We start from the raw sequence: 24,986 nt of genomic DNA on the forward strand, positions 1-24,986 counted from the left end.
CGTGATGCCCCCGACGGGGGCGGCGGGGCGAGGTGTCGACAGGACGGTGCCGACGTCCCGGTGGATGCGGTCCGTGGGTGCCCGCGAGGGAGATCTCGGTGCGGGCCCGCCGGCGGCCGTCCCGGCGGAGCCGCGGCTCGCGGCGAGGAATCCGCGGCGCGAGACGCGGCTCGCAAGCACCGTCTCCTAGGTCGTGTCCGCAAAGTCCCGTCGTCCGCCCGGAGGGCGGGCCCCGCGGCGTATGGTGCGTGCTCTCGGCGTGCCAGGCGTCGCGGGGCAGGCGGGACTTTGCGGACACGACCTAGCGGAGCGCGAACGTCCACTCCGCGACCTCCGGCAGATCCGTGCCGTGCTCCCTGATCCACGCGTGGTGCCGGGTGCGGGCGTCGGCCATCTCCTGCCGGGCGGCCGCCGCGCGCACCGCGAGGCCGGGAACGCGGTCGATGACGTCCATGACCAGGCGGTAGCGGTCCAGGTCGTTGCGGACGACCATGTCGAACGGCGTGGTCGTGGTACCCGACTCCTTGTAGCCGCGCACGTGCAGGTTCGGGTGGCCGGTGCGCCGGTAGGCGAGCCGGTGGATCAGCCACGGATAGCCGTGATAGGCGAAGATCACCGGCTTGTCGGTGGTGAACAGGCCGTCGTACTCGAAGTCGGTCATGCCGTGCGGGTGTTCCTCACGCGGCATCAACCGGGTCATGTCGACGACGTTGACCACGCGTACGGCGAGGTCGGGCAGGAGGCGGCGCAGCAGCTGGGCGGCGGCCAGGACTTCCTGGGTGGGGACGTCACCGGCGCAGGCGAGGACCACGTCCGGTTCGCCGCCGTTCTCCGAGCCGGCCCAGTCCCAGATCCCGGCACCGCGCGCGCAGTGCGCGACGGCCTGCTCCATGGACAGCCAGTCGAAGCAGGGCTGCTTCCCCGCCACGACGACGTTGACGTAGTCCCGGCTGCGCAGCGCGTGGTCGGCGACCGACAGCAAGGTGTTGGCGTCCGGCGGCAGGTAGACGCGGACGACCTCGGGGCTCTTGTTGAGGACGTGGTCGACGAAGCCGGGGTCCTGGTGGGAGAAGCCGTTGTGGTCCTGGCGCCACACGTGCGAGGTGAGCAGGTAGTTGAGGGAGGCGACGGGGGCCCGCCAGGGCAGCTCGCGGGAGGTCTTCAGCCACTTGATGTGCTGGTTGACCATCGAGTCGACGATGTGCACGAACGCCTCGTAGCAGGAGAACAGCCCGTGCCTGCCGGTGAGGAGATAGCCCTCCAGCCAGCCCTGGCAGGTGTGCTCGGAGAGGATCTCCAGGACCCGGCCGTGCCGGTCGAGGTGCTCGTCGACCGGGAGGGTCCGCGCCTGCCACGCCTTGCCGCTGGCGCCGAACACGGCCTGCAGGCGGTTGGAGGCGGTCTCGTCGGGGCCGACGAGGCGGAAGTCGCGGCGGGCCGCGGTGTCCGCCATGACCTGTTCGAGGTAGTCGCCGAGGACCCGGGTCGGCTCGTGCAGGGTCGTGCCGGGCTTGTCGACCGGCACCGCGAAGCGGTCGAGGGACGGCAGCGGCAGCTCGCGCAGCAGGAGGCCGCCGTTGGCGTGCGGGGTGGCGCCGAGCCGTCGTGTGCCCTCGGGGACACAGGCGAGGACGTCCGCGACGGGCCTGCCGTCGGCGTCGAACAGTTCCTCGGGACGGTACGAGCGCAGCCACGCCTCCAGCTGCCGCAGGTGGTCCCGGTTCTCCCGGACACCGGCCAGCGGGACCTGGTGGGCACGCCAGGTGCCCTCCACGGGGACACCGTCGACCTCGGCGGGGCCGGTCCAGCCCTTCGGGGTGCGCAGGACGATGACGGGCCAGTGCGACCGCTCCCCGACGCCCTCCTCGCGGGCCGTGCGCTGGAGCAGGGCGATGCGGTCGAGCGCGTCGTCGAGGGCCCGTGCCATGGCCCGGTGGACGGTGGCCGGGTCGTCGCCGGTGACATGGATCGGTTCGTGGCCGTAGCCGCGCAGCAGGGCGTCGAGTTCTTCCTCGGGCAGGCGGGACAGCACGGTCGGGTTGGCGATCTTGTAGCCGTTGAGGTGCAGGATCGGCAGGACGGCACCGTCGTGCACCGGGTCGAGGAACTTGTCGGAGTGCCAGGACGCGGCCAGCGGCCCGGTCTCCGCCTCGCCGTCGCCGATCACACAGGCGACCACCAGGTCCGGGTTGTCGAAGGCGGCGCCGTACGCGTGCGACAGCGCGTACCCGAGCTCACCGCCCTCATGGATGGAGCCCGGCGTCTCCGGCGCCACATGGCTCGGCACGCCGCCGGGGAAGGAGAACTGCCTGAAGAGCCGTCCCATGCCGCTCGCATCCCGCCCGACGTCCGGGTACGTCTCGCTGTACGACCCCTCCAGCCAGGAGTTGGCGAGCACGGACGGGCCGCCGTGGCCCGGTCCCCACACGCACAGCGCGTTCAGGTCGCGGGCCCTGATCACCCGGTTGAGGTGCGTGTACACGAGGTTCAGGCCGGGCGAGGTGCCCCAGTGGCCGAGCAGCCTCGGCTTGATGTGCTCCGCCTTGAGCGGTTCGCGCAGCAGCGGGTTGGCCAGGAGGTAGATCTGACCGGCAGCCAGATAGTTCGCGGCCCGCCAGTGGGCGTCCAGGGTGCGCAGCTCGTCGTCGGTCAGTACGGTGCTGTCCTGGTGTTCGAACTCGGGCATCGGTGACTCCGGAAGTCGTCGAGTGGGTCGTCGACGGGGTCGACGGGCGGTGGGAGGCGGCATGGCCGGCAAACAGGCGGAGAAGCTGCCGCGCAAGGTGTACGAGAAGGAACTGCTCCGTCTGCAGAGCGAGTTGGCGAAGCTGCAGGAGTGGGTGCGTACCGAGGGTGCCCGCCTTGTCGTCATCTTCGAGGGGCGGGACGCGGCGGGCAAGGGCGGCACCATCAAACGGGTCACCGAGCACCTCAACCCGCGCGTGGCGCGTATCGCGGCCCTGCCGAAGCCGACCGAGCGCGAGCGCACCCAGTGGTACTTCCAGCGGTACATCCAGCATCTGCCGGCCGCCGGGGAGATCGTGCTGTTCGACCGCAGCTGGTACAACCGGGCCGGTGTCGAGCACGTGATGGGCTTCTGCACCAGGGAGGAGTACCAGCTCTTCATGCGCCAATGCCCGATTTTCGAGCGGATGCTGGTGGAGGACGGGATCCTCTTGCGCAAGTACTGGTTCTCGGTGAGCGACGAGGAGCAGCAGGAGCGCTTCCGCCGCCGCCTGGAGGACCCCTTGCGGCGCTGGAAACTGTCCGCGATGGACCTGGAGTCGATCACCCGGTGGGAGGAGTACTCCCGGGCCAAGGACGAGATGATGGTGCACACCGACGTCCCCGAGGCACCCTGGTTCGTCGTCGAGAGCGACGACAAGCGCCGGGCCCGGCTGAACATGATCGCCCACCTGCTGGAGTCCGTGCCGTACGAGGATGTGCTCCCGCCGGTGCTGGAGCTGCCGGAACGGCCGGAACCGACCGGTTACCGGCGGACGCCGCGTGATCTGCAGACCTACGTCCGGGACCACGCGGCGACCCTGTGAACCGGCCACGGCCCTCACCCCGGATGCGGGACGACGGCGACCGGGCAGGCGGAGTGGAGCAGGGCCGCGTGCGCGATCCGGCCGAGTTGCGGCCCGGGACGTCCGGTGCGGCGCCTCGATCCGACGATCAGGAGGTCGGCGCCGTGCGAGGCGTCCACCAGCGCGCGGCGGGCGGGAGCCTCGACGGTACGGCGGTGCACCTCCACGCCGGGCGGGGTGTCGCGAAGCGCCTCGGTGAGGGTCTCGTCGGCGTACCGCTCCTGCGGTCGGGCCGGGTCGTCGGCCGGCAGCGGGTGGTCGGTCATCTCGTGCGCCGGGCGGCGCCAGGCCCGTACGGCCTCCAGGGCGACACCTCGGCGCCGCGCCTCCTCGCGGGCGAACCGGACGGCGGCCGAGCCCGCGGCGTCCTCACCGACCCCCACGACGATCCGGCCGCGCACCGCAGGCGTGGCCTGGTTGTCGTGGCTGCCGCGCAGTACGACGACCGGGCAGTCGGCGTGCGCGGCGAGAGTCCGGCTGACGGAGCCCAGCAGCGCGGCGGCGATGCCGCTGCGCCCGCGGTTGCCGACGACGAGCGCGCAGGCGGCCCGGCTCTCGCGCACCAGGGCGTATGCGGGCTCCTCGAACACCACGTCGGCGGTCACCTTCAGGTCCGGGTGCCGGTCCTGGGCCCGGCGGACCGCGCCCGCGACGACGTCCCAGCCCGTGACCTGCTCGCCGGTCCGGGCGAAGCCGAGAGCTTGAGGGTGCTCCCGGCGGCAGGCGTACACCACGCGCAGCGGTACCCCGCGCAACGCGGCCTCGTCCGAGGCCCAGTCCGCGGCCCGCAGACTCGGCTCGGAACCGTCGACGCCGACGACCAGAGGCATGTCCATGGCCGTCACCGCCCGGCACCGAGATCGAAGACGATCCGGGCCTCGACCCGGTCGCGCAGCACGTCCTCGACGGCCTCGTTGACGCAGGTCAGCGGGCGGACCTCGCTGATGACGCTGGTGCGGCCGGCCGCGTGCCGCTGAAAGACCTCCGCGAGGCCGACGCCCTCGTGGCCGGGCACGAACGGCGGGTTCGGCCTGACGGGCCGGTCTCCGCGGGCGGCGTGGATGCCGGTGTGGCACAGCCCGGAGGCCTCGACCCGGATGCGGGCCTGGCCGGGGCCGGGTTCCGGGTCGGGGCGCTCCTCGATGACCAGGGGCTCGCCGAAGGCTCGTACGACCGCTGCCTTCATGGGTCAACTCCTCGAAGCCAGGCGATCAGTTGTGGGCGACGACCGCTACGGGGGCGGTGGCGTGGTGCAGGACGGCGTGGGTGACGGGGCCGATGTGGGTGCCGAAGGGGCTGCGGCGGATACGGCGGCCGACGACGACCAGGGATGCTTCCTTGGCGGCGTCCACCAACCGGATGCCCGGGCTGCCGGACGGGGTCTCCTCGGTGACCTCGACGTCCGGGTACTTCTTCCGCCAGGGCCGCAGGGCTTCCGCGAGAAGCGCGGCCTGCTGCCGGGCGATCTCGTCGTGGAAGCGGCTGTCGACCGCGAGGCCGTAGACGTAGTACGGCGGCAGGTTCCAGCCGTGGATCGCCCGCAGGCCGGTCCCGCGTCGGGCGGCCTCCTCGAAGGCGAACTCCATGACGGTGTCGTCGGGAGCTGCGGCGTCGAGGCCGAGGACGACGGGCCGGTAGGGCGTGGCGGCGGACGGGATGCCCGTGGGATCCGGCTCGTGCTCGTCGGCGGCCTGCTCGCCGGCGCGGACCAGGACGACCGGCCGCTCGGAGTGGGCCACCACGGACAGGCCCACCGAACCGACCATGAACCCGCCGAAGCCGCTGAGGCCACGCGAGCCGAGGACCAGCAGCTCCGCGTCCGCGGCGGCCTTGACCAGGGTGTCGCCGGTCCCACCGGTCACCTGCTCGGTGGTCACCTCGACACCGGGGTGACGCAGCCGGATCCCCTCGGCGGCCTCACGTGGAATGCGCTCGCTCCAGTGCTGCTGGGTCTCCGCGCCGAGCAGGGGGGCCTGGGCCATCGGTTCCGGTACGGGCTCCCAGACGTGGACGATCTTCAACGGCAGATGGCGCAGGTTCGCCTCGCGAGCCGCCCACTCGACGGCGGCCCGGCTCTCCGCGGAGCCGTCGAGACCTGCCACAACAGTGCGGACCATGGTTCTTCCTCCTCAGGGGGTCTGCTTCAAGCGTCGGATCCGGCGGGCCGTGTTTGCAGGGGCCGTTGGTCCCCGGCCGGGACCGACCGGCCCCACGGCCCCTCGCGGTCCGCGCGGCCAGGGGTGGCGCTCAGCGAGCCCTCGGCCGACGAGCCGCCACCGGTCGGGCCGCTGCCGGACCCGGTGGCGCACCGGGCCGAACGCGGGTGCGGACATGCCGCCGCCGGGAAGGCGGGGGGGGCCGGGGGCCGAACTTCCGCTTCGGAGGCCCCAGTCGGTGCCTGTCCTTTCCGGATGCGGCGCCGCTACCGGAGACGGCGCGTCAACTGACGTCGGTCGCCGGGAGGTCGGGCTGCACGAGGGTTCCGGAGCGGCCGTGCACGATCTCGTACGCCGCGTCCAGCGCCCCGATGCCGGCCAGCTGGCCGGTGTTCTCGACGAAGCGGGCGGCGGCTTCGGCCTTGGGACCCATCGACCCCTCGGCACAGTGGGCGTCACGCAGTTCCGCGGGCGTGGCGTCCAGGACCGGCCGCTGGTCGGGGGTGCCGTAGGCGGCGTACACGTTGGGGACGTCGGTGAGCACCAGCAGGAAGTCGGCCTTCACTTCCTCGGCCAGCCGGGCGGCCGCGAGGTCCTTGTCGACGACCGCGTCGACGCCGTGCAGCGCACCGGTGGCCCGATCGCGGACGACGGGAACGCCTCCGCCTCCCGCGCAGACGACCACGGTCCCCGCGTCGAGCAGGACGCGGACGATGTCGGCCTCCAGGATCCGCTCGGCGTCGGGTGCGGGGACCAGGCGCCGCCAGCCGTGCCGGTCCTGCGCCATGAGCCAGCCGTACTTCGCCGCCAGGAACCGGGCCGCCCGCTGCGGGTAGAGGGGTCCGACGAACGCGGAGGGATGCGCGAAGGCGGGATCGTCGGGCCGTACCCGGGTGTGCGTGAGCAGCGTGACGACCCTGCGCCCGGGCAGCACGCCCCGCAGGGTGCGCTCCAGGAGGCTGCCGATCATGCCCTGGGTCTGGGCGCCGAGCAGATCCAGCGGGTAGGGAGCGCTGAGGGCGGCGTCGGCGGTGCTCTGCGCGGCGAGGAGACCGAGCTGGGGTTCGTTGCCGTGGGTGATCACGAGTTCGTGTTCATGGGCGAGGGCGGCGGTCGCGGTGGCGACGCGGACGATGTTCGTGCGCTGCACGTCCGCGTCGGGGCGCTCGCCGCGGCGCAGCAGGGCGTTGTCCCCCAGTGCGACGACGATGCGCATGGCTTCGCCCCTCTCCGCGAGTGTCCCCGTTCTCATCATCGGACGGCGGGCGGTGGGCCGCCGCAGGGCCCGAAGGGCATCCGCGGCCCGCCGGTCGGCCCGTCCCTGGGGCCGGATGGCCCATGGCCACGCCCGCGGCGGGTGTACACGCTGGAGGTGGTAGCTCCCCACGCCCGACCTGGAGGCACGCCATGAACGCACCGGTAACTGCCAGCATGCCCCGGGCGCTGCCCGTGGAGCACCGGGACCGGCTGCTGCGGATCGCCCGTGAGGTGTCGTTCCCGCAGGGCGCGCGGCTCTTCGACGAAGGCGGTCACGCCGACCGGTTCTGGATCATCCGGACCGGCACGGTCGAACTCGACATGCGCGTGCCCGGCCGCCGGCCGGCCGTCATCGAGTCCCTGGGGCACAACGAACTCCTGGGCTGGTCCTGGCTGTATCCGCCGTACACCTGGCACCTGGGCGCCGAGGCGGCCTCGCCGCTGCGGACGTACGAGTTCGACGCGACGACGGTGCGCTCGATGTGCCAGGCGGACCCGGACTTCGGCCGCAGCATCGCCCGGTGGGTCGGCGAGGTCGTGGCCCACCGCCTGCAGGCGGCCCGTGGCCGGCTGCTGGACCTGTACGGCCCGTACGGCAGTGGGGGCCCGCGCTGAGGACACGGTCGCCCCGCGAACGAGTCCGCCGAGAGATGAAGGAGTCATCATGCCCGGGTCCCCGCACCTCGTGCGTGACGTGATGACCCGTGACGTCGCCGCCGTAGGACGGGACGTGGCGTTCAAGGACATCGTGCGGACGCTTCAGGACCGCGGGGTCAGCGCCCTGCCGGTGGTGGACGGCGCGGGACGGGTCCTCGGGATCGTGTCCGAGGCCGATCTGCTGCCCAAGGAGGAGTTCCGCGACAGTGATCCCGACCGGTACACGCAGCTGCGGCGGCTGTCCGACCTGGAGAAGGCCGGTTCGGTGACCGCGGACGAGCTGATGACGCGACCCGCCCTGACCGTCCTGCCCGACGCGACGCTCGCGCAGGCCGCCCGCACCATGGCCCGGACCAGGGTCAAGCGTCTGCCGGTCGTGGACGCGCAGGGCCGGCTGGAGGGCATCGTCAGCCGGGCCGACCTGCTCAAGGTGTTCCTGCGTGGCGACGAGGAGATCGCGGAAGAGGTCCGGCGGGAGGTCGTGGCCCGCCTCTTCCCGGCACCGGGGCCGACGGTGCGGGTCGAGGTCCGCGACGGCGTCGTCCGGCTGGGCGGCCTGATCGGGGACACCGCGCTGGTGCCGGTGGCCGCGCGTCTGGTGCGGGCCGTGGAGGGCGTCGTGGACGTGGACTTCGACCTGGACGGGCCGGGCGCCTCGGTGCCATGATCCGGCGGCGGCACGTGAGCGGGGAGGTCCTCGCACTGCTCGGCGACGGCCTCACCGGCCTTGCCGCGGTCCTCGCCACCCGTCCGGAACGGCCGGAAGCCACGGGTGAGCGCCCGGCGCGCTGACTGCGGGCAGGGCCGGGACGCCCCGCACGTCACTCCTCGCCCGTGCGGACGACGGCGACCGGGCAGTGCGCGTGGTGCAGCAGGGCCTGGCTGACCGAACCCAGCAGCAGCCCGGTGAAACCGCCGTGGCCGCGCGCGCCGACCACGACGAGCCCGGCGTCGGAGCTCGTCTCGATGAGCGAGTGCCGGACCCGGCCCCGGACCAGCTCGCGGTGCACGGTGACGTCCGGGTACTTCTCCCCCAGCCCGCCGAGCGCCTCGGCCAGCACCCGCTGCTCCTCGTCCCGCAGCCGGTCCTCGTCGTACGTCACGAAGGGCGGGTCGCCGGGGCCGTCGTAGGCGCGTTCGGTGCGCGGGCTCCAGGCGTGCAGCGCGATCAGGTCGGTGCCGTGCAGGGAGGCATGGGCGAAGGCGAACTCGACGGCTCCGCGGGCGGCGGGTGATCCGTCGACGGCGAGCAGGACGGGCCCGTGCGGGTTCGTCCGGCCCCGCACCACCAGCACCGGGCAGCCGGCGTGGGCGGCCAGATGACCGGCGGTGGAGCCGAGCAGCAGGCTGCCGAACCGGCTCAGACCCCGGCTGCCGACCACCGCCAGGGACGCGGTGCGCGACTCGATCTCCAGCACCATCACCGGTTCGCCGACGACGATCTCGCGCATCACCTCGGTGCCGGGCGCGGCCTGGTGGGCGCGCCGTTCGGCCTTGGCGAGGGTGCCGTCGACGAGTTCGCGCAGCCCGGCACCGCTCGGCTCCCAGGGCCGACCCGGCGGGACGTGCGCGGCCGGCCATCCGAAGGCGTGCACCAGCCGGAGCCCCACCCCCCGCAACCCGGCCTCGCGTGCCGCGGTCTCCACGGCCGCCATGCTCGACGGCGAGCCGTCCACCCCCACCACAACCGGGCCGTTCATCGCACTCCCCTTTCCGGGCGAGTTCCGTGGGCTGCCTGCGGTTTCCCCATGCCGGGACCGCCGGTCCTCGTAGGTCGGGGCGAGGGCGGCGCCGCGCGGCCGGGCCCGCGGTCCGGCGGGCCTCGGCCGGCCGCCGTCGTCTCGTCCTCCTCCCAGCCTCACTCCGCCGACGGCTTCCCGCACAGGGCCGTACGGCCCCGGGGCCCTCCCCGTCCGGCCTCGGGCCGATGCCGTTGCGGCTCCGGCCGCTCGCCGTGGGCCGGCCTCGGCCGGTGCCGGTCGCGTCGAGGCGGTCGTCCGCGTCGGCGTCCCCGGGGCGGGCGTCAGTCGCGCAGTTCCAGCCGGGCCGTCTCCCCGGGTTCGACGACGACCGCTCGGTCCGGCAGCCGTACGTCGATCGCGGACGCGTCCGACGAGGGCACGGCGATCTCCAGCTTGCCTCGTTCCAGGCGCAGCCGCACGCCCCAGTTCCCCTGGTAGCGCAGGGAGAAGCCGTAGGAGGACAGCTCCGGCAGCGGCACCGGGTCGAGCCAGAGGGCGCCGTCGCGGGTCTCCAGGCCGGTCAGTCCGCGCTGGACGAGGTCCAGGGTGCCGGCCATGGCGCCCAGGTGGATGCCTTCGCCGGTGGTTCCGCCCTGGACGTCGGCGATGTCGCCCTGGAGGGCCTCCTGGCAGAACTGCCACGCCTCGGCACGCCGGGCGCGGGCCAGGACCCAGCCGTGCACCAGGCCGCTGAGGGTGGAGCCGTGGCTGGTGCGGTGCAGGTAGTAGTCGACGGTGCGGTGCCAGGTCTCGTCGTCCAGGCGCAGCCCCAACCGGTCGAACAGGCCCCGCAGTTCGGTTGGTGAGAACAGGTAGCCGAGCATCAGGACGTCGGCCTGCTTGGACGCCTGGTAGCGGTTGACGGTGTCGCCCTCCGCCTCCAGGATCCGGTCCAGTCGGCGGATGTCGCCGTAGCGCTGCCGGTACTCGTCCCAGGGGAGCTCGGCGAGTTCGCCGTAGCCCTCGAACTGGCTGATCACGCCGCGGTGGAAGGGTATGTGCAGGGTGCGGGAGACGTCCTCCCACTGTTCGAGCTCGCCCCCGTCGAGCCCGGTGCGCTCGACGAGTTCGCGCAGGCGGGGCTCCGGGAGGGAGTGCAGCAGCTCCAGTGTGCGGGTGAGCACCCAGGCGGCGGTGACGTTGGTGTACGCGTTGTCGTCGAGGCCGGGCGCCGTGGCGCCGGGGTAGGCGTCGTGGTACTCGTCGGGACCGACCACGCCCCTGATGCGATGCCGGCCGATCCTCTCGTCGTAGGTGGCCGAGTCCGCCCAGAAGCGGGCGATCTGCAACAGCATCTCGGCGCCCTTGGTGTGCAGGAACTCCATGTCACCGCCGGCCTCGCAGTACTGCCACACGTTGTAGGCGATGGCCGAGCCGACGTGGTACTGCAGATGGGAGTGGTCGGGCAGCCAGCGTCCCGAGCGGGGGTTGAGGTGAAGCTGCTGGGTCTCCTCCCGGCCGTCGCTGCCGCTCTGCCACGGGTACCGCGCGCCCCTGCGGCCCACCGCCTGGGCGGCGTTGCGGGCCGGTTCGAGGCGCCGGTGGCGGTAGCGCAACAGGGCCCGGGAGACCTCGGGGAAGTGCAGGTTGAGGTAGGGCAGGACGAACAGTTCGTCCCAGAAGACATGGCCCCGGTAGGCCTCGCCGTGCAGCCCCCGGGCCGGTACGCCCACGTCTAGGTCGGCGGTGTGCGGTGAGAGCGTCTGGAGCACGTGGAACAGGTGCAGCCGCAGGATGCGGCCCGACTCCCCCTCGACGTCGAGTTCCGCCCGGCGCCAGAGCTGGTTCCAGGCGGTGAGGTGCGACTCCAGCAGGGCGTCGAAGCCGGGTGCCCGGCCGACCCGGTCGACGGCGGCGTGCAGGGGGTCGCTGATGGCCGGGTCGCGCGAGGTGTGCAGGGCGACGGTCTTGTCGACGGTCCTGGTGTCGCCCTCGCTCAGGTGCAGGCGCACGTGCTGGGCGGTGCGCGGGTTCTTGTTGCGGAACATGACGGGTGCGTCGGCGGTCAGCCGGGCGGCCATGCCGATACGGATGTCCGAGGTGCGGGTGCGGCAGCGCAGCCAGACCGTGTCCGGTCCGGCGATGCCCGCGTGCACATGGGTGAGGTGACGGCCGTCCAGGTCGCGGTAGCGCGGCACGCCGTCGTTGGTGACGCCCCCGTCCATGGAGGCCTCCACGTCGAGTTCGCCGGAGAAGTTGTCGGCGGTGAACTCGGTGCGCAGCGCGCCCAGATGCGGGTCGCCCATGTGCACGAGCCGCTGCTGGCGTACCGACAGCACCCGCCCCTCGCCCACGTCGAAGCGGGTGTGGCGTTCGAGGATGCCGGAGGACAGGCGCAGGCCCATGCTGTGCGTGAGGACCGGGGCGGTGTCGGGGCTGAGCCAGTGCCCGTGCCGCAGGCGGAAGCGCAGCGGCAGCCAGTTCGGCATGTTGACCATGTCCTCGTTCTCGACCTTGCGGCCCGAGACGTCGGAGGTGAGCCGGTTGTAGATGCCCGCGATGTAGGTGCCCGGGTAGTGGATGTCGTCGGCGTCGCACTCCGGGAGCGCACCCCGGGTGGCGAAGTAGCCGTTGCCCAGGGCGCACAGGGATTCCCTCAGCCGTTCGTCCGCGGGCTCGTAGCCCTCGTACTCCCAGGTCCAGCCCGTCACTTCGTCGCTCCTCACACCAGCAGTTCCGCGAGATCGCGTACGACGAGGTCGGCGCCGTGCCGCCGCAGCGCCGCCCCCGAGTCGCCGGTGCCGGCCCGGTCGACGCCGACGACGAGGGCGAAGCCGCCGTTGCGCCCCGCCTCCACGCCGGCGAGGGCGTCCTCGACGACGGCGGCCCGGCCGGCGTCTGCGCCGAGCCGCTCGACCGCGGTGAGGAACAGGTCGGGGCGCGGTTTGCCCGGCAGTCCCAGCCGGGCGGCCTCGCCGCCGTCCACCAGCACGTCGAAGAGGTCCAGCACCCCCGCCCGGGTGAGCAGTTCGCGGGCGTGCCGGGACGCCGAGGCCGCCGCCACGGATGTCCCCGCTCCGCGCAGGGCGCGCACCAGCCGGACCGTTCCCGGGAACGCGGCCACGCCGTGCTCGCGCAGCCGCTCGGTGAACAGCCGCTCCTTGTCGGCGGCGACCTGCCGCACCGTCTCCTCCGAGGTGTCGGCGCCGCGCGAGGCGAGGAAGGCGGCTGCCCCGTCGAGGCGGGACCTGCCGTCCACATGGCGCAGATAGTCGTCCCGCTCGTCGAACGGGCGCCGCTGGGCCGGGTCAGCGGGCGGATGCGCGCGCAGGAAGGCGTCGAACGCCGTCTTCCACGCGGCCGCGTGCACCCGGGCCGAGTCGGTGATCACTCCGTCGGTGTCGAAGACGACTGCCCGGATGTCCCGGAGCGCGGGTGCGAGCGCCGGGTGGGAGGTGGTCGGGGTGAGGGGAGGCTCCATGATCACTCCGGATGCGGTACGACGGCCACGGGGCAGTCGGCGTGGTGCAGCAGCGTGTGCCCCACCCGGCCGAGCTGAAGCCCGAAATGGCCCGATCGGCGGCGGGCACCGATCACGACGAGGTCCGCGGCGGCCGACCGGTGCAGCAGGACCCGGTGGGCCGGACCCTCCGCGGTGGCACGGCGCACCCGCACGCCGGGGTGGTCGGCCCCCGCGTCGTGGAGCACGGCGTCGAGCAGGGCGGACGCCTGTTCCTCCTGGTGGTGGGCCGGCTCCCCGGTGAGCAGGACATGGTCGGCGCTCCGGTGCGCGGGTGCCCGCCAGGCACGTACGACGTCGAGCGTGCAGCGGCGCGTCTCCGCCTCCCGGAAGGCGAACCGCGTCGCTTCGCCGGCGACGGCGGGATCGGCGGCACCGAGCAGGATCCGCTCGTGGATGCCTTCCAGGCCGGCCCTGTCACCGCGGACGACGATCACCGGCCCGTGCGCGCGGGCGGCCACGGTGAGGCCGACCGACCCCAGGAGCAGGCCGCTGAGCCCGCCGCGGCCCCGGGACCCGGTCACCACGGCGAAGGCATGGGGGGCTTCGTTCAGCAGCGCGTTCACCGGCTCGTCGGGTACCACGTGGACGGAGACCTGCACACCGGGATCGCGTCGGCGGGCGCGTTCCGCCGCACGGGTGACGACGGTGTCCGCCGTCACCTGCTCGGACGGGCCTCGCGGGCCGCCGTACGGCTCGCCCTGCTCGTAGCGCTCCCACAAGGATGCGTACACCAGGCGCAGGGCCAAGGCGTGCCGGGCCGCCTCGTCCACGGCCCAGTCGACCGCCCGCAGGCTCGGCTCCGATCCGTCGACCCCCACGACCACGGGCAGCTCCATCGCGGCCACCGCCTTCCTCGGGCCGCGGCGTGGTGCGGCGCGGCTCCCACTCCACCGTCGCACGCCCGTCCCGGGTTCGGCGTGGGGCCGTTCGGCCCCGGCCCGGGTCCGTCGGGAGGGTTGCGCTCCGCGGCGCTGTGCGCGGCCTGTCTTCGCGTCACGCGCCTGGGGCCACGGCGGTGACCGTGCTCCCGACCGGGCGGGCCGTTCGTCTCCCGCCGCAGGGCGCACCGGCCCTGGTCGTGCCGTGCCGTGTGTGGTGTGCTGGAGGTGACGGAAAGGGCCCGCGCCCCAGGCGCGGGGAAGCGGCTGCGGGCCGCGCACCGCGCAATCAGGATCCGCGAGAAGTGGATGGGTCCTTTCCGCCCCTTTCTCCTGTCCTTCCATCTGCCGTGCTGGGCTTCGAGCCCGCGCGGTCGTGCGAGGGGTCGCGCGCGTTCGCCGCTGCTCCCCCTCCTCACGCCGGTCCGCATTCCGCCTGTCGGTCCTCGCCGGTGGTCGGTACCGCCTTCCGAGACGCGCACCATTTCGGACATTGCCTGACAGGCAAATACCCCGCTGGGTATTTGACGACCTCCAAGACCCGCCCTACTCTCCCGAACAGGAAACCCCCGGGGGTATTTGAGGAGGCAACGAAATGCCTCAGCCGGAGAGGAGCACCGCCTTGCCCGCCACTCCCCCACCCGCATCCGAGCACCCGACGTCGCCGACACCCCGAGGCGGCGACACCGAGCCGGCCTCCGGCCGTCACCGCGTCGTCGTCATCGGTGGCGGCAGTGCCGGGATCAGCGTCGCCGCCCGCCTGCACCGCGCCGGCGTCACCGGCATCGCCCTGGTCGAGCCGTCCGACACGCACTGGTACCAGCCGCTGTGGACCCTGGTCGGCGGCGGCCAGGCCCCGCTGCGCACCAGTCGTCGCCCGGAAGGCTCCCTCATACCCGACGGCGTGCGCTGGATCCGCCGCCGCGCCCTGGGCGTCGACCCCGAGGCCCGTACGGTGAGCCTGGCCGGCGGCGCCGTACTCGCCTACGAGTACCTGGTCATGGCGCCCGGCCTCCAACTCGACTGGGACGGCGTGCCGGGCCTGGCCGAGGCCGTCGGCCACGACCGGGTGAGCAGCAACTACTCACCCGAGTACGCACCGCGCACCTGGGAGCTGATCAGGCGGATGCGTTCGGGCACGGCGGTCTTCACCCACCCGGCGACCCCGCTGAAGTGCGGCGGCGCCCCGCAGAAGATCGCCTACCTGGCCGCCGACCACTGGCGCAGGCGGAAGGTGCTCGACGACATCCGGGTCGTCCTCGTCATCCCCGATCAGGCCCTCTTCAAAGTGCCCGCCTGGTCGGAGGTCCTTCAGCGGGTGGCCGAGCGCTACGGCATCGAGGTGCGACTGCGCTCCGAGATGACCGCGGTGGACGGCGGCGCCCGCGAGATCACCGTCACCGACCACGCGACGGGCACCGCGCAGACCATCGGCTACGACCTCCTGCACGCCGTGCCCCCGCAGCGCGCCCCCGACTGGGTCGCTACGAGCCCGCTCGCCGACCCGGCCAGCCCGCAGGGGTTCGTCGCCGCCGACCAGCACACCCTGCAGCACCCCGCGCATCACGACGTCTTCGCCCTCGGCGACGTGGCCCACCTGCCTACCTCCAAGACCGGTGCGGCGGTCCGCAAACAGGCCCCCGTGGTGACCGGAAACCTGCTCGACGTCATGAACGGCCGCGTTCCGTCGCACCGTTACGACGGATACACGTCCTGCCCGCTGGTGACCGCCCGGGACCGGATGCTGCTCGCCGAGTTCGACTACGACCTGCGACCCGCCCCCACGTTCCCGTTGCTCGACCCCTTCAAGGAGCGGCGTTCGATGTGGCTGTTCAAGCGGTACGCGCTGCCGCGGGTGTACTGGCACGGCATGCTCCGCGGCCGCCTCTGACCGGCCGGCCCGGGCCTCCCCCGACCGGGCCGGCCTCCCTTCCCTCGCGGACACCCTCGGGCAAGGAGGACCCGACCCGGGTCCATGAATACCCCCCAGGGTATAGGTCGCCGTGAATCCCCCATCCCTCTCCCACGGAGGTGACCCGACCATGCTCTTCGCCCAGTACTACCTCGACTGCCTCTCCCAGGCGTCGTACATGATCGCCGACGAGGAGACGGGCAGGGCGGTGGTCGTCGACCCGCGCCGCGACATCTGCGACTACCTCAGCGACGCCGACGCACACGGTCTCACCGTCGAGGCGGTCGTCAACACCCACTTCCACGCCGACTTCCTCGCCGGCCACCTGGAGCTGGCCGCCCGCACCGGCGCCTGGATCGGCTACGGGCGGCACGCCGAGGCCGAGTACCCCGTCCGCGCTCTGGCGGACGGCGAGCGGATCAGCCTCGGGGACGTCCAGCTGGAGATCCTCGAAACCCCGGGCCACACACCGGAGTCGATCAGCATCCTGGTGTACGAGCACGCCGCCGACCGCGTCCCCTACGGCGTCCTCACCGGCGACACCCTCTTCATCGGCGACGTGGGCCGACCCGATCTGCTCGCCTCGCTCGGCGCGACCGCCGACGCACTGGGCCGGATGCTCCACCACAGCGTCCAGCGCAAGCTGATGGCGCTGCCCGACGCGGTGCGGGTCTTTCCCGCCCACGGCGCCGGCTCCGCCTGCGGCAGGAACCTCTCCACCCGGCGGCAGTCCACCATCGGCGAGCAGCGCGCCACCAACTACGCCTGCCGGCCCATGAGCGAGCAGCGGTTCGTCGAGCTGGTCACCGCGGGACAGCCGGCCGCGCCCGCCTATTTCGCCCACGACGCCACGCTCAACCGCAAGGAGCACGGCCTGTTCGATCCTTCCGCCGCGGCCCGGCCGTTGTCCGTCCAGGAGTTCACGCGACGGCGGGCCGCAGGCGCGGTCGTGATCGACGCCCGCTCACCGCGGGAGTTCGCCGCCGGTCACCTGCGCGGGTCGGTCAACGTGCCCGCCGAAGGCCGCTTCGCCGAACAGGCCGGCATGGTGCTCGCCCCCGGGCAGGAGGTCGTCGTGGTGGCGCCCCAGGGCCGTGAGGAGGAGCTCGTCACGCGGCTCGCGAGGATCGGCTTCGACGAGGTCGGTGGCTGTCTGCGCGACCCCGAGGGCGCGTTCGTGCTGCTCGCGGACGAGATGCGGCAGGCGAGCCGGCTGACGGTGGACGAGTTGCGCCGGACGCTGGCGGGCGACGAGCCGCCGCTGGTCCTGGACGTACGCAACCTCGCCGAACGCGAGGCGGGCTTCATCGCGGGCTCGCTGCACATCCCCCTGGCCGAACTCACGCGCCGGAGCAGGGAGATACCCGCCGACCGCCCTGTCGTCGTCCACTGCGCGGGCGGCCACCGCTCGTCCGTAGCCGCCGCCCTGCTCCGGCACCGGGGACGCACCGATGTCTCCGACCTCTTGGGCGGCTACGGCTCCTGGGCCGCCCGGACCGCCCCGGCCGACGCCTGACCAATCGCGCTCCGGGCGGCGGGCCGAGTCGACCGCCCGCCGCCCGCCGCCCGCCGCCCGCCCAGCCACTTCCCCGACAGCGAGGACTTGTCATGACCGCCAGACCGTCCGTCGGCACCTCGCTCCTCGCGGCCGGGGTCACGGGGGCCGAGCCGACCGGCACCGGCACCGGCACCGGCACCGGCACCGGCACCGAGAGCCTGCCGTCGCCGAGGCCGCCCCGGGACCCGCAGCCGCGTGCCGGTCTCGCTTCGCGCGTGACCGCGTCGCGGAGCGTCGCGTGATCACCCTCGTCGTCGCCGCTTCGCTGCTCATCGGGGTCAGCCTCGGCGTCCTGGGCGGCGGCGGGTCCATCCTCACGGTGCCCGTGCTGGTCTACCTCGCGGACGTGGAGACCAAGGAGGCCATCGCCACCTCGCTGCTCGTCGTCGGCGTCACGAGCGCGGCCGGAATGGTCTCGCACGCCCGCGCCGGGCGGGTGCGGTGGCGTACGGGGCTGCTGTTCGGCCTGGCCGGCATGACCGGCGCCTACGGGGGCGGACGGCTGGCCGCCTTCGTCCCGGGCCCGGTCCTGCTGACCGCGTTCGCCGCGATGATGATCGGCACCGCGGTCGCGATGATCCGCGGCCGCCGCCCCGCGCCGGGGCAGCGCCGTCGGGAACTGCCCACCGCGCGCCTGCTGGTGGACGGCGTCGTCGTGGGTCTGGTCACCGGACTGGTCGGTGCGGGCGGGGGCTTCCTGGTGGTGCCCGCCCTCGCCCTGCTCGGCGGGCTTCCGATGAACGTCGCGGTCGGCACTTCCCTGCTGGTCATCGCCATGAAGTCGGCTGCCGGGCTGGCCGGTCATCTCGCCGACGCGCACATCGACCCGGCTCTGGCCGCTGTCGTCACGGCGTCCGCCGTCGTCGGCGGCCTGCTGGGCGGGCGGATCGCCGGACGGATCCCGCAGGACGCGCTGCGCCGGTCCTTCGGCTGGTTCGTCGCCGTCATGGGTGCCCTCGTCCTCGCCCGGCAGACCAGCTCCGGGCTGCGGCAGATGCTGCTGACCAGCCCCTGGAGCTGGGGCTGCGCGGCCGCGGTCGCGGGCATCGTGGTCGGCCGGCTCGTGCCGCGCCGCTTCGGTCGAGGGCCCAACCGCCCCGGCGACCCGGCCCGTCCCACGGGCGGCGAGGAGGGGCGCGTGTTCTCGCCGCCGTCGCGCGGGAGCGGATCAGCTCCGTCGCCCCGCGACCCATGAGGGCGTGCCCGTCGTCAAGGCTCTCGTGCTGACGCCGCCCGCTGGGTCGTGCTGACGGCATCCCTGGGTTCGTGCTGACGGCACCCCTGGTTCGTGCTGACGGGGCCCCTGCCGGTCCGAGGACCACCGAGCGCCCCTCGGGCGGGAACATTCCAGGTCCGCCCGGTGCTGACACTCGTACCCCTCCCGGTATCAGTTCCCCGGGCGACGCCGGTCCATGGCCCGCCGCCCGTTCACAGGAGTGTGAGCACCATGCAGCAGGCAGGACAGGACCGAACCGCCGCGGCCGAGGACGCGTCCCTGGTGACCACCTGCGGGCGCCGGATCGCCGTGCGGTGCCTGCGGCTCGCGTCCGCGGACCGGCCCGTCAGCCGGATCGCCCTGGACGTGGGCCGGGATCAGGGCGGAGAACCGGGAGTGTGGGCGGCGCTCACCGCCGACGAGGCACGTGACCTGGCCGGCCTCCTCCTGCTGCACGCGGGACTGGCGGAACGCGGCGCCGCGGCGGGTGGACAGCCGCGAAAGGCCCCCTCCCCGCTCTGACTTCGGCGCTCCGCCCGGCGCTCGCGAGGACGCTGACCGCACGCGGATGGTGAGCCTTGACGGTCGACGCCGTCCCGAACCGGGACGTACAGTACCCCTAGGGGTATTTCTTCGAGGAGTGAACGTGGAACTGGAGCTCGAAGGCGCGGAGCTGAAGGCCGTGCTGAACCGGCTGCGCCGCGCACAGGGCCAGATCTCCGGTGTGATCCGGATGATCGAGGAGGGGCGGGACTGCGAGGACGTCGTCACGCAGCTCGCCGCCGCATCCCGGGCTCTGGACCGAGCGGGCTTCGCGATCATCGCCACCGGTCTGCAGCGGTGTGTGACGGACATCGAGTCAGGTCGCAGGAACGGCGAGGACACGGACGCGATGCGCGCCCGGCTGGAGAAGCTCTTCCTGTCGTTGGCGTAGTGCGCGCAGCGGCCGTGGTCCTCGTCCGACCGGACCCCGAGGCGGGTCGCCGCCGGGGCCGTCGGCGCTCATGATGGAAGGAGAGCCACCCGGCGCGCGGCGCGACCCGTCCGCTCTCGTACGGGCCGGCAGCGCGGAGCGCTCGCAGTGACGGCGCCGCCGCCCGTGCCGTACCGGCCGAGGCCGTGGACGCCCCTCTCGCCGAGGGCGACCTCATCGTCACCATCCCTTCGACCACCGTCCCGACGGCGCGCAGTGGCTCCGCGCCGACAAGGGAGGAAGCCATGAAGGTCGCAGTGCTGACCGGCGGCGGTGACTGTCCCGGCCTCAACGCCGTGATCCGCAGCGCCGTCCGCAAGGGCGTCCAGGAGTACGGCTTCGACTTCGTCGGCCTGCGTGACGGCTGGCTCGGTGCGCTTCAGGACATCGTCGTGCCGCTGGACATCTCCAGCGTGCGCGGGATCCTGCCCCGCGGCGGAACCATCCTCGGCTCCTCCCGCACCAATCCCTTCAAGCACGAGGACGGGGTGCGGCGCATCAAGGACACCCTCGCCAAGCACCAGGTGGACGCGCTCATCGTGATCGGCGGGGAGGACACCCTCGGCGTGGCCACCGAGCTGAGCGCCCAGGGGGTCAGCTTGGTCGGCGTACCGAAGACGATCGACAACGATGTGTCCGGCACCGACTACACGTTCGGCTTCGACACGGCCGTCGGTATCGCCACGGAGGCCATCGACCGTCTCCACACCACCGCGGAGTCGCACATGCGCACCCTGGTCGTGGAGGTGATGGGGCGGCATTCCGGTTGGATCGCCCTGCACGCCGGCGTCGCCGGAGGCGCCAACGTGATCCTCATCCCCGAGCGGCCGTTCGACATCGACCAGGTCTGCGCATGGGTGGAGAACCGCTTCCGGACCAACTACGCGCCGATAGTCGTCGCCGCCGAGGGCGCCGTTCCCAAGGAAGGGCAGATGGTCCTCAAGGACCAGTCGCTGGACGAGTTCGGCCATGTGCGCCTGTCGGGCATCGGGGAGTGGCTGGCCCAGGAGATCGAGGAGCGCACGGGCAAGGACGCCCGCACCACGGTCCTCGGCCACATCCAGCGCGGCGGCACTCCGAGCGCCTTCGACCGGTGGCTGGCCACCCGTTTCGGACTGCACGCGGTGGACGCGCTGAAGGACGGCGACTTCGGCATGATGACGGCGTTGCGCGGCACCCGGATCGTCCGGGTCCCGCTCACCGAGACCAGGACCACGACGAAGGTGGTCGATCCGTCGCTGTACGACGAGTTCGAGGTGTTCTTCGGCTGATCCCGCGCTGTCATCCGGTGTGCGGTACGACCGCCACCGGGCAGCGGGCGTGGTGCAGCACGGCATGGGTCACCGGTCCCAGCCCGGTCCCGGCCGCGTCCGGGCGGGTGCGCCGCCCCACCACCAGCAGGTCCGCTCCCTGGGACGCGTTGACGAGCGCCTCAGCGGGGTGCAACAGGACGACGTCGGCGCGCACGGCCACTTCCGGGTACTTGTCCTGCCAGGCGCGCAGGGCGTCAGCCATGAGCAGGACTTCCTGGTCCTCCCAGGTGGCACGGTCCTCCTCGGTCACGAACAGCGTGCGGGGAGACACCGCCTCGGCGGGAAGCCGCCAGGCCTGGACGACCCGCAGCGGGACCCCGCGCGCCCGCGCGCCCGCGAACGCGAAGTCCGCCACCTCACCGACCGGACGGTGTGCGTCGAAACCCGCCACGATCCCGGCGGCACCGGCCGCCGCACCGGTCCCCCGGCCGAAGGCCGCCAGCGGCCGCTCGGGCACCAGCACCAGGGGGCAGGCTGCCGCGGCCGCCACCCGCAGGGCCACCGAGCCGACCGCCAGGCCTTCGAAGCCTCCCGAGCCTCGTGCGCCGACGACGAGGAGTCCGGCCTCATGGGCCCTGGCGAGGAGCGCGTCGGGCGGGGCGTCGGCGGTCTGCTCGCCCCGCACCTCCAGGTCCGGGTGGCGCGTGCCGAGGTCGGCGGTCACCCGCTGCAGCATGCGCTCCCCCACCTGCCGCAGCGTCTGAGCGGCCGGGCCCGGGACGACACCGCCCAGCAGCGGCGGCGAGGCATGCACGACATGCAGGGGGACGCCACGCGACACCGCTTCCCGCGCCGCCCAGTCGGCCGCGGCCAGGCTGCGCTCGGATCCGTCGACACCCGCCAGCACAGGACGACTCATCGCGCCCTCCTTCGCCCGCCGCGCATGTCCGCGAGACCGTCCCGCGACGCCTCGGTCCCTTCCTCCACTGTTCCACGGCGGGCCTCGGAGATCTCGGCGAGAGGACCGGCGGGCCCTCCTCCGCCAGTGCCTCGCACCGCCGCGACGGGCCGCGCGCCACGGGTCGAAGCACTGGTCCTGATTCGCCCGCCGGTTGGGGTTCTTCCGCGGCCGCGAGGTGGTTACGCCGGGCTCGGCGCCACACGCCGCCGCCCGTTCGACAGCCCACGGCGACCACCGACCGTGCCGGAATGGTGCCGGACCCGCCGAGCGGACGGATCACACGTCCCCGGCGTGACCGCTGTCGGCCTGACGCGGGTCCGGCACGGGCAGGCCGCTCTGCCCTTCCCCGAGAGGCCGTACGAGGCGTTCCCCATCCGCCGACGCTCCTCACGGCCGGCATCCAGCCTGGCACCGCGGCCACGGGAGCGACAGGACCGAAGGGCCTACGACAGGGTCCGTCCGGCCCCATGCCCTTGTCCCCCCACGGCTCCACAGCCGACAGCGGCACCCGCCGCTCCGGCGCGCTGCCGCCGCCGTCGGGTGTCAGCGGTACGAGTGCGCCGCCCGACCGCCGGTCGCCCGGCTGCGCTGATCGGGCGCGGCAGGGGCCGTACGGGGAGGTGCGGTACCTCCGGCCCGTCCGCGGCCGGCGCCGTCGCTCAGGTGCCGTGCTGCTTCGACCGGTCCTGGACCGGCTCCTCCTCCTTGCCGTGCGAGCCCCGGACCTGCTGGTGGCCCCGCACGGGGGCCGTTCGGCCCGGCGAAGGGGCGCTCGGCCGAGCGCTAGCGGCAAGGGGGTTCAGGACGAGACGTCCAACCCGTACACGCTGCGCCCGCCGGCCACCGCACGGCCGGTCACCAGGTCGGGCTCGATGCGGACGAACACCTCGTCGGGCGAGGGCACCCAGGAGCGCGGGCCGACACGCGACAGGCGCTCCCGCTCGTCAGGATCGCCGACGACCGCGGCGGCTCCGGTCACGATCACACTCCAGCCGGAGTGCGCGGCCGCATCGACCTCGTCGGCCTCGAACGCGACGATCGCGCCGTCGATCGCGCGTACCAGTTGCGAGTCGGCCGCGGTGCGCAGCAGGACCGCGCCGTCGTGGTCCAGGGAGAAGTTGACCGGCAGCACCGCGGGCAGGGCCTGGCGCGTGTACACGATCCGGCCGACGGGCGCCTTCGCCAGCAGGCGCAGGCACTCCTGTCGTTCCAGTTCGCGGAATCCGTCGTTGCGGTACATGGACCAGTCCGTCTCTCAGTACGCGGTCGGTGGGTCGTCTCTCCACGATCCGGTGGCCGAGGGGTCTGTGCGAAGGGCCATGGGTCCCGGTCCCGCCGCGCAACGGCCCTCATCACGGGGTGGCCCGCCGCCCGTGACGCCGAGGTGGTGCCGGAGCGGTCCGGTCACGGCCCGTTCCCTCCGGTCGCGTTCGTCAGGCCCCGCGGACGGCGACCGTGTCGTGCCGCTCTCCGCCGAGGGCGACCTTGAGGGCCCCGGTGTCCGCGGCCCGGCCGAAGACGTCGTACGCCTCCTCCATGAGGTCCAGCGAGAACGTGTGCGTGACCAGCTCCGCGGTGGGCAGCCGGCCTGCGGCCGCCATGCGCAGCAGGGTGGGGGTGGAGTGGGTGTCGACGAGGCCGGTGGTGATGGTCACGTTCTTGATCCACAGGTCTTCGAGGTGCAGCGTGGCGGGCCGGCCGTGCACGCCGACGTTGGCGACGTGTCCGCCGGGCCGCACCATGCGCGTGCACATCTCGAAGGTCTCCGGGACCCCGACGGCCTCGACGACGACGTCGGCGCCCAGTCCGTCGGTGAGGTCGGCGATCAGCTGCTCGGGGTCCTCTCGGGCGTCGGCCACGGCGTCGGCGCCGAGCCGCCGGGCGGCCTCCAGCCGGGCGGCGGCCAGGTCCACGGCGACGATCCGTTCCGGGGCGAACAGCCGGGCCGTGGCGATCGCGGCGAGCCCGATGGGGCCTGCGCCCACGACGGCGACGGTGTCGCCGGGGCGTACCCGCCCGTTGAGCACGCCCACTTCGTAGGCGGTGGGGAAGATGTCGGCGAGCAGGACGGCGTCCTTGCCGTCCAGGGTGCCGGGCAGCGGATGGACGGAGAGGTCGGCGTGCGGCACGCGCACGTACTCGGCCTGGGTGCCGTCGATCAGATGGCCGAGGATCCAGCCCCCGCCGCCCCGGCACTGGCCGTACATGGCCGTGCGGCAGTAGGCGCAGCGTCCGCAGGCGGTGATGCAGGAGACCAGGACCCGGTCCCCCGGCCGTACGGTGCGTACGTCGGCGCCGGTCTCCATGATCTCGCCGACCGCCTCGTGCCCCAGTACCGTGCCGGGACGCACCTCGGGCACGTCGCCCTTGAGGATGTGCAGGTCGGTGCCGCAGATGGTGACGGTGTCCACGCGCACGATCGCGTCTGTGGGGTCCTTGACGGCGGGATCCGGGATCTCCTCCCAGGAGGCGTTACCGGAGCCGTGGAAGACGAAGCCCTTCATGGCGATCCTCTCCTCCTCGGTCGCGCCCGGCGCCCGCCCCACGCTGTCGCTGCCGACCAGATGACGGACGCGAGCCGGATTCACGGGGCATCTACCAGCTTGTCCGCTTCCTCCATTGTCCGACTTGGGCCGATCGGCCCCGATCGGCCGACCGGAGGGGGCATACGCGCCTGCAGGGTCCGCACGGCCCCGGCAGGATCGCCGAGGATGGGCCGTTCGGCCCTTCCGACCGACCGGAACCATGGGCTTTCCTCGCACCATGGCCGAGAACCTCACCGAGACAGCTCCCCCCTTGGCGGTGCGCGTCGCCACCGGCACGACCGTTGCGGAGCTCAGCGGTGAGATAGACCTCCTCGTGGCGCAGTCACTGACGGCCCGGCTGGATGCACTGACCGCCGCCACGTGCCCTGATCTGGTGCTGGACATGAGTGCCGTGTCCTTCATCGACTGCCAGGGCCTCGGCGTCCTGTGCCGGACCCGCAACCGCGTCCTGGCCCGACAGGGCCGGCTCCGGCTGATCACGCGTGACGCGTGCTTCTTGCGACTGCTGCGCGTCGTCGGACTGGCCGGCGTCTTCGAGATCCACCCCCGTCTGCCCCGACTCTCCTGACGGCGGACGTGACCGTGAGGCGGACCGTGGCCGTCACATGGGGCCGGCGGGGGCGCGGGGCCGGTGGCCCCTGCCGGACATCCGGCTGAGCGCACGCGGCGGGCCGGCGCCGGACTCGGCAGCGCCGGACGGTGCCGCCGGAACCGGGACCCCTGGGCGGGCCCGGAGCGAGCGGGCATCGGCGCCATCGTCGCCGCGCCGCGTTCAGCACTGCGACGTCACGGAACTGACGCGAGGCCATACGCTCACCCCGTCC

22 protein-coding genes and 1 pseudogene are annotated in these 24,986 nt (G+C 73.3%); 11 read left to right on the forward strand and 12 right to left on the reverse strand.

What is annotated here, in order from left to right; all coding sequences use genetic code 11:
• Window positions 1-301 precede the first annotated feature (301 nt).
• Window positions 302-2,686 carry a phosphoketolase family protein gene (locus ACWCPI_RS10330; protein WP_451037715.1) on the reverse strand — a complete coding sequence of 795 codons (2,385 nt, stop codon included), beginning with the start codon at window positions 2,684-2,686 and terminating at the stop codon, window positions 302-304.
• 61 nt (window positions 2,687-2,747) lie between these two features.
• On the opposite strand from ACWCPI_RS10330, the gene ppk2 reads away from it, so the two are divergent.
• The gene (gene ppk2, locus ACWCPI_RS10335) at window positions 2,748-3,551 is read left to right on the forward strand and encodes a polyphosphate kinase 2 (protein ID WP_451037716.1); all 804 of its coding nucleotides are present in this window, start codon (window positions 2,748-2,750) and stop codon (window positions 3,549-3,551) included.
• Between the two features lie 14 nt (window positions 3,552-3,565).
• Here ppk2 and ACWCPI_RS10340 read toward each other — a convergent pair whose 3' ends face one another.
• The 4 genes and pseudogenes from ACWCPI_RS10340 to ACWCPI_RS10355 all read right to left on the reverse strand — a co-directional run bounded on the left by ACWCPI_RS10340 (window position 3,566) and on the right by ACWCPI_RS10355 (window position 6,962).
• On the reverse strand, window positions 3,566-4,426 hold the full coding sequence (locus ACWCPI_RS10340; protein ID WP_451037717.1) for a universal stress protein: 861 nt from the start codon (window positions 4,424-4,426) through the stop codon (window positions 3,566-3,568).
• Between the two features lie 146 nt (window positions 4,427-4,572).
• Window positions 4,573-4,776, reverse strand: a pseudogene (locus tag ACWCPI_RS10345) (alcohol dehydrogenase catalytic domain-containing protein); the annotation flags it as partial.
• A 25-nt stretch (window positions 4,777-4,801) separates the two neighbouring features.
• Window positions 4,802-5,707, reverse strand: a complete 906-nt coding sequence (locus ACWCPI_RS10350) for a universal stress protein (RefSeq protein WP_451037718.1) — start codon at window positions 5,705-5,707, stop codon at window positions 4,802-4,804.
• Window positions 5,708-6,029: 322 nt separating this feature from the next.
• Entirely contained in the window at window positions 6,030-6,962 is a 933-nt protein-coding gene (locus ACWCPI_RS10355; protein WP_451037719.1) for a carbamate kinase, read from the reverse strand.
• Between the two features lie 191 nt (window positions 6,963-7,153).
• On the opposite strand from ACWCPI_RS10355, the gene ACWCPI_RS10360 reads away from it, so the two are divergent.
• Together ACWCPI_RS10360 and ACWCPI_RS10365 are read left to right on the forward strand one after the other, a co-directional pair.
• A complete protein-coding gene (locus ACWCPI_RS10360) occupies window positions 7,154-7,618 on the forward strand; it encodes a cyclic nucleotide-binding domain-containing protein (protein WP_451037720.1) in 465 nt (154 codons plus the stop codon).
• 49 nt (window positions 7,619-7,667) lie between these two features.
• Complete coding sequence (locus ACWCPI_RS10365) at window positions 7,668-8,327, forward strand: CBS domain-containing protein (protein ID WP_451037721.1); 660 nt, start codon at window positions 7,668-7,670, stop codon at window positions 8,325-8,327.
• Between the two features lie 154 nt (window positions 8,328-8,481).
• Here ACWCPI_RS10365 and ACWCPI_RS10370 read toward each other — a convergent pair whose 3' ends face one another.
• The 4 genes from ACWCPI_RS10370 to ACWCPI_RS10385 form a co-directional block, all read right to left on the reverse strand.
• Window positions 8,482-9,360, reverse strand: a complete 879-nt coding sequence (locus ACWCPI_RS10370; protein ID WP_451037722.1) for a universal stress protein — start codon at window positions 9,358-9,360, stop codon at window positions 8,482-8,484.
• A gap of 323 nt (window positions 9,361-9,683) precedes the next feature.
• Window positions 9,684-12,053 (reverse strand): glycoside hydrolase family 65 protein, encoded by a 2,370-nt coding sequence (locus ACWCPI_RS10375; protein WP_451037723.1) that lies wholly within the window; start codon window positions 12,051-12,053, stop codon window positions 9,684-9,686.
• 11 nt (window positions 12,054-12,064) lie between these two features.
• Window positions 12,065-12,823, reverse strand: a complete 759-nt coding sequence (locus ACWCPI_RS10380) for an HAD family hydrolase (protein ID WP_451037724.1) — start codon at window positions 12,821-12,823, stop codon at window positions 12,065-12,067.
• A gap of 2 nt (window positions 12,824-12,825) precedes the next feature.
• Window positions 12,826-13,701, reverse strand: a complete 876-nt coding sequence (locus tag ACWCPI_RS10385; protein ID WP_451037922.1) for a universal stress protein — start codon at window positions 13,699-13,701, stop codon at window positions 12,826-12,828.
• Window positions 13,702-14,464: 763 nt separating this feature from the next.
• On the opposite strand from ACWCPI_RS10385, the gene ACWCPI_RS10390 reads away from it, so the two are divergent.
• The 7 genes from ACWCPI_RS10390 to ACWCPI_RS10420 all read left to right on the forward strand — a co-directional run bounded on the left by ACWCPI_RS10390 (window position 14,465) and on the right by ACWCPI_RS10420 (window position 20,673).
• On the forward strand, window positions 14,465-15,634 hold the full coding sequence (locus tag ACWCPI_RS10390) for an NAD(P)/FAD-dependent oxidoreductase (protein WP_451037923.1): 1,170 nt from the start codon (window positions 14,465-14,467) through the stop codon (window positions 15,632-15,634).
• A gap of 151 nt (window positions 15,635-15,785) precedes the next feature.
• The gene (locus tag ACWCPI_RS10395) at window positions 15,786-17,171 is read left to right on the forward strand and encodes a rhodanese-like domain-containing protein (RefSeq protein WP_451037725.1); all 1,386 of its coding nucleotides are present in this window, start codon (window positions 15,786-15,788) and stop codon (window positions 17,169-17,171) included.
• A 92-nt stretch (window positions 17,172-17,263) separates the two neighbouring features.
• Entirely contained in the window at window positions 17,264-17,455 is a 192-nt protein-coding gene (locus ACWCPI_RS10400; RefSeq protein WP_451037726.1) for a hypothetical protein, read from the forward strand.
• The gene (locus tag ACWCPI_RS10405; RefSeq protein WP_451037727.1) at window positions 17,452-18,408 is read left to right on the forward strand and encodes a sulfite exporter TauE/SafE family protein; all 957 of its coding nucleotides are present in this window, start codon (window positions 17,452-17,454) and stop codon (window positions 18,406-18,408) included. The genes ACWCPI_RS10400 and ACWCPI_RS10405 overlap by 4 nt, the downstream gene beginning before the upstream one ends.
• A gap of 252 nt (window positions 18,409-18,660) precedes the next feature.
• On the forward strand, window positions 18,661-18,951 hold the full coding sequence (locus tag ACWCPI_RS10410; protein WP_451037728.1) for a hypothetical protein: 291 nt from the start codon (window positions 18,661-18,663) through the stop codon (window positions 18,949-18,951).
• Between the two features lie 124 nt (window positions 18,952-19,075).
• A complete protein-coding gene (locus ACWCPI_RS10415; RefSeq protein ID WP_388795632.1) occupies window positions 19,076-19,363 on the forward strand; it encodes a metal-sensitive transcriptional regulator in 288 nt (95 codons plus the stop codon).
• A gap of 284 nt (window positions 19,364-19,647) precedes the next feature.
• Entirely contained in the window at window positions 19,648-20,673 is a 1,026-nt protein-coding gene (locus tag ACWCPI_RS10420; protein WP_451037729.1) for a 6-phosphofructokinase, read from the forward strand.
• A gap of 10 nt (window positions 20,674-20,683) precedes the next feature.
• Here the strand turns inward: ACWCPI_RS10420 and ACWCPI_RS10425 are convergent, their stop codons facing one another.
• From ACWCPI_RS10425 to ACWCPI_RS10435, 3 genes are all read right to left on the reverse strand, one after another.
• Window positions 20,684-21,574 carry a universal stress protein gene (locus ACWCPI_RS10425; RefSeq protein WP_451037730.1) on the reverse strand — a complete coding sequence of 297 codons (891 nt, stop codon included), beginning with the start codon at window positions 21,572-21,574 and terminating at the stop codon, window positions 20,684-20,686.
• An 841-nt stretch (window positions 21,575-22,415) separates the two neighbouring features.
• Window positions 22,416-22,856 carry a pyridoxamine 5'-phosphate oxidase family protein gene (locus ACWCPI_RS10430; protein ID WP_451037731.1) on the reverse strand — a complete coding sequence of 147 codons (441 nt, stop codon included), beginning with the start codon at window positions 22,854-22,856 and terminating at the stop codon, window positions 22,416-22,418.
• A 193-nt stretch (window positions 22,857-23,049) separates the two neighbouring features.
• Complete coding sequence (locus ACWCPI_RS10435) at window positions 23,050-24,120, reverse strand: zinc-dependent alcohol dehydrogenase family protein (protein WP_451037924.1); 1,071 nt, start codon at window positions 24,118-24,120, stop codon at window positions 23,050-23,052.
• Window positions 24,121-24,379: 259 nt separating this feature from the next.
• Here ACWCPI_RS10435 and ACWCPI_RS10440 point away from each other — a divergent pair, with 259 nt between their 5' ends.
• On the forward strand, window positions 24,380-24,730 hold the full coding sequence (locus ACWCPI_RS10440) for an STAS domain-containing protein (RefSeq protein WP_451037732.1): 351 nt from the start codon (window positions 24,380-24,382) through the stop codon (window positions 24,728-24,730).
• Window positions 24,731-24,986: the final 256 nt, after the last annotated feature.

It is taken from the genome of Streptomyces sp. NPDC001920 (assembly GCF_053594495.1).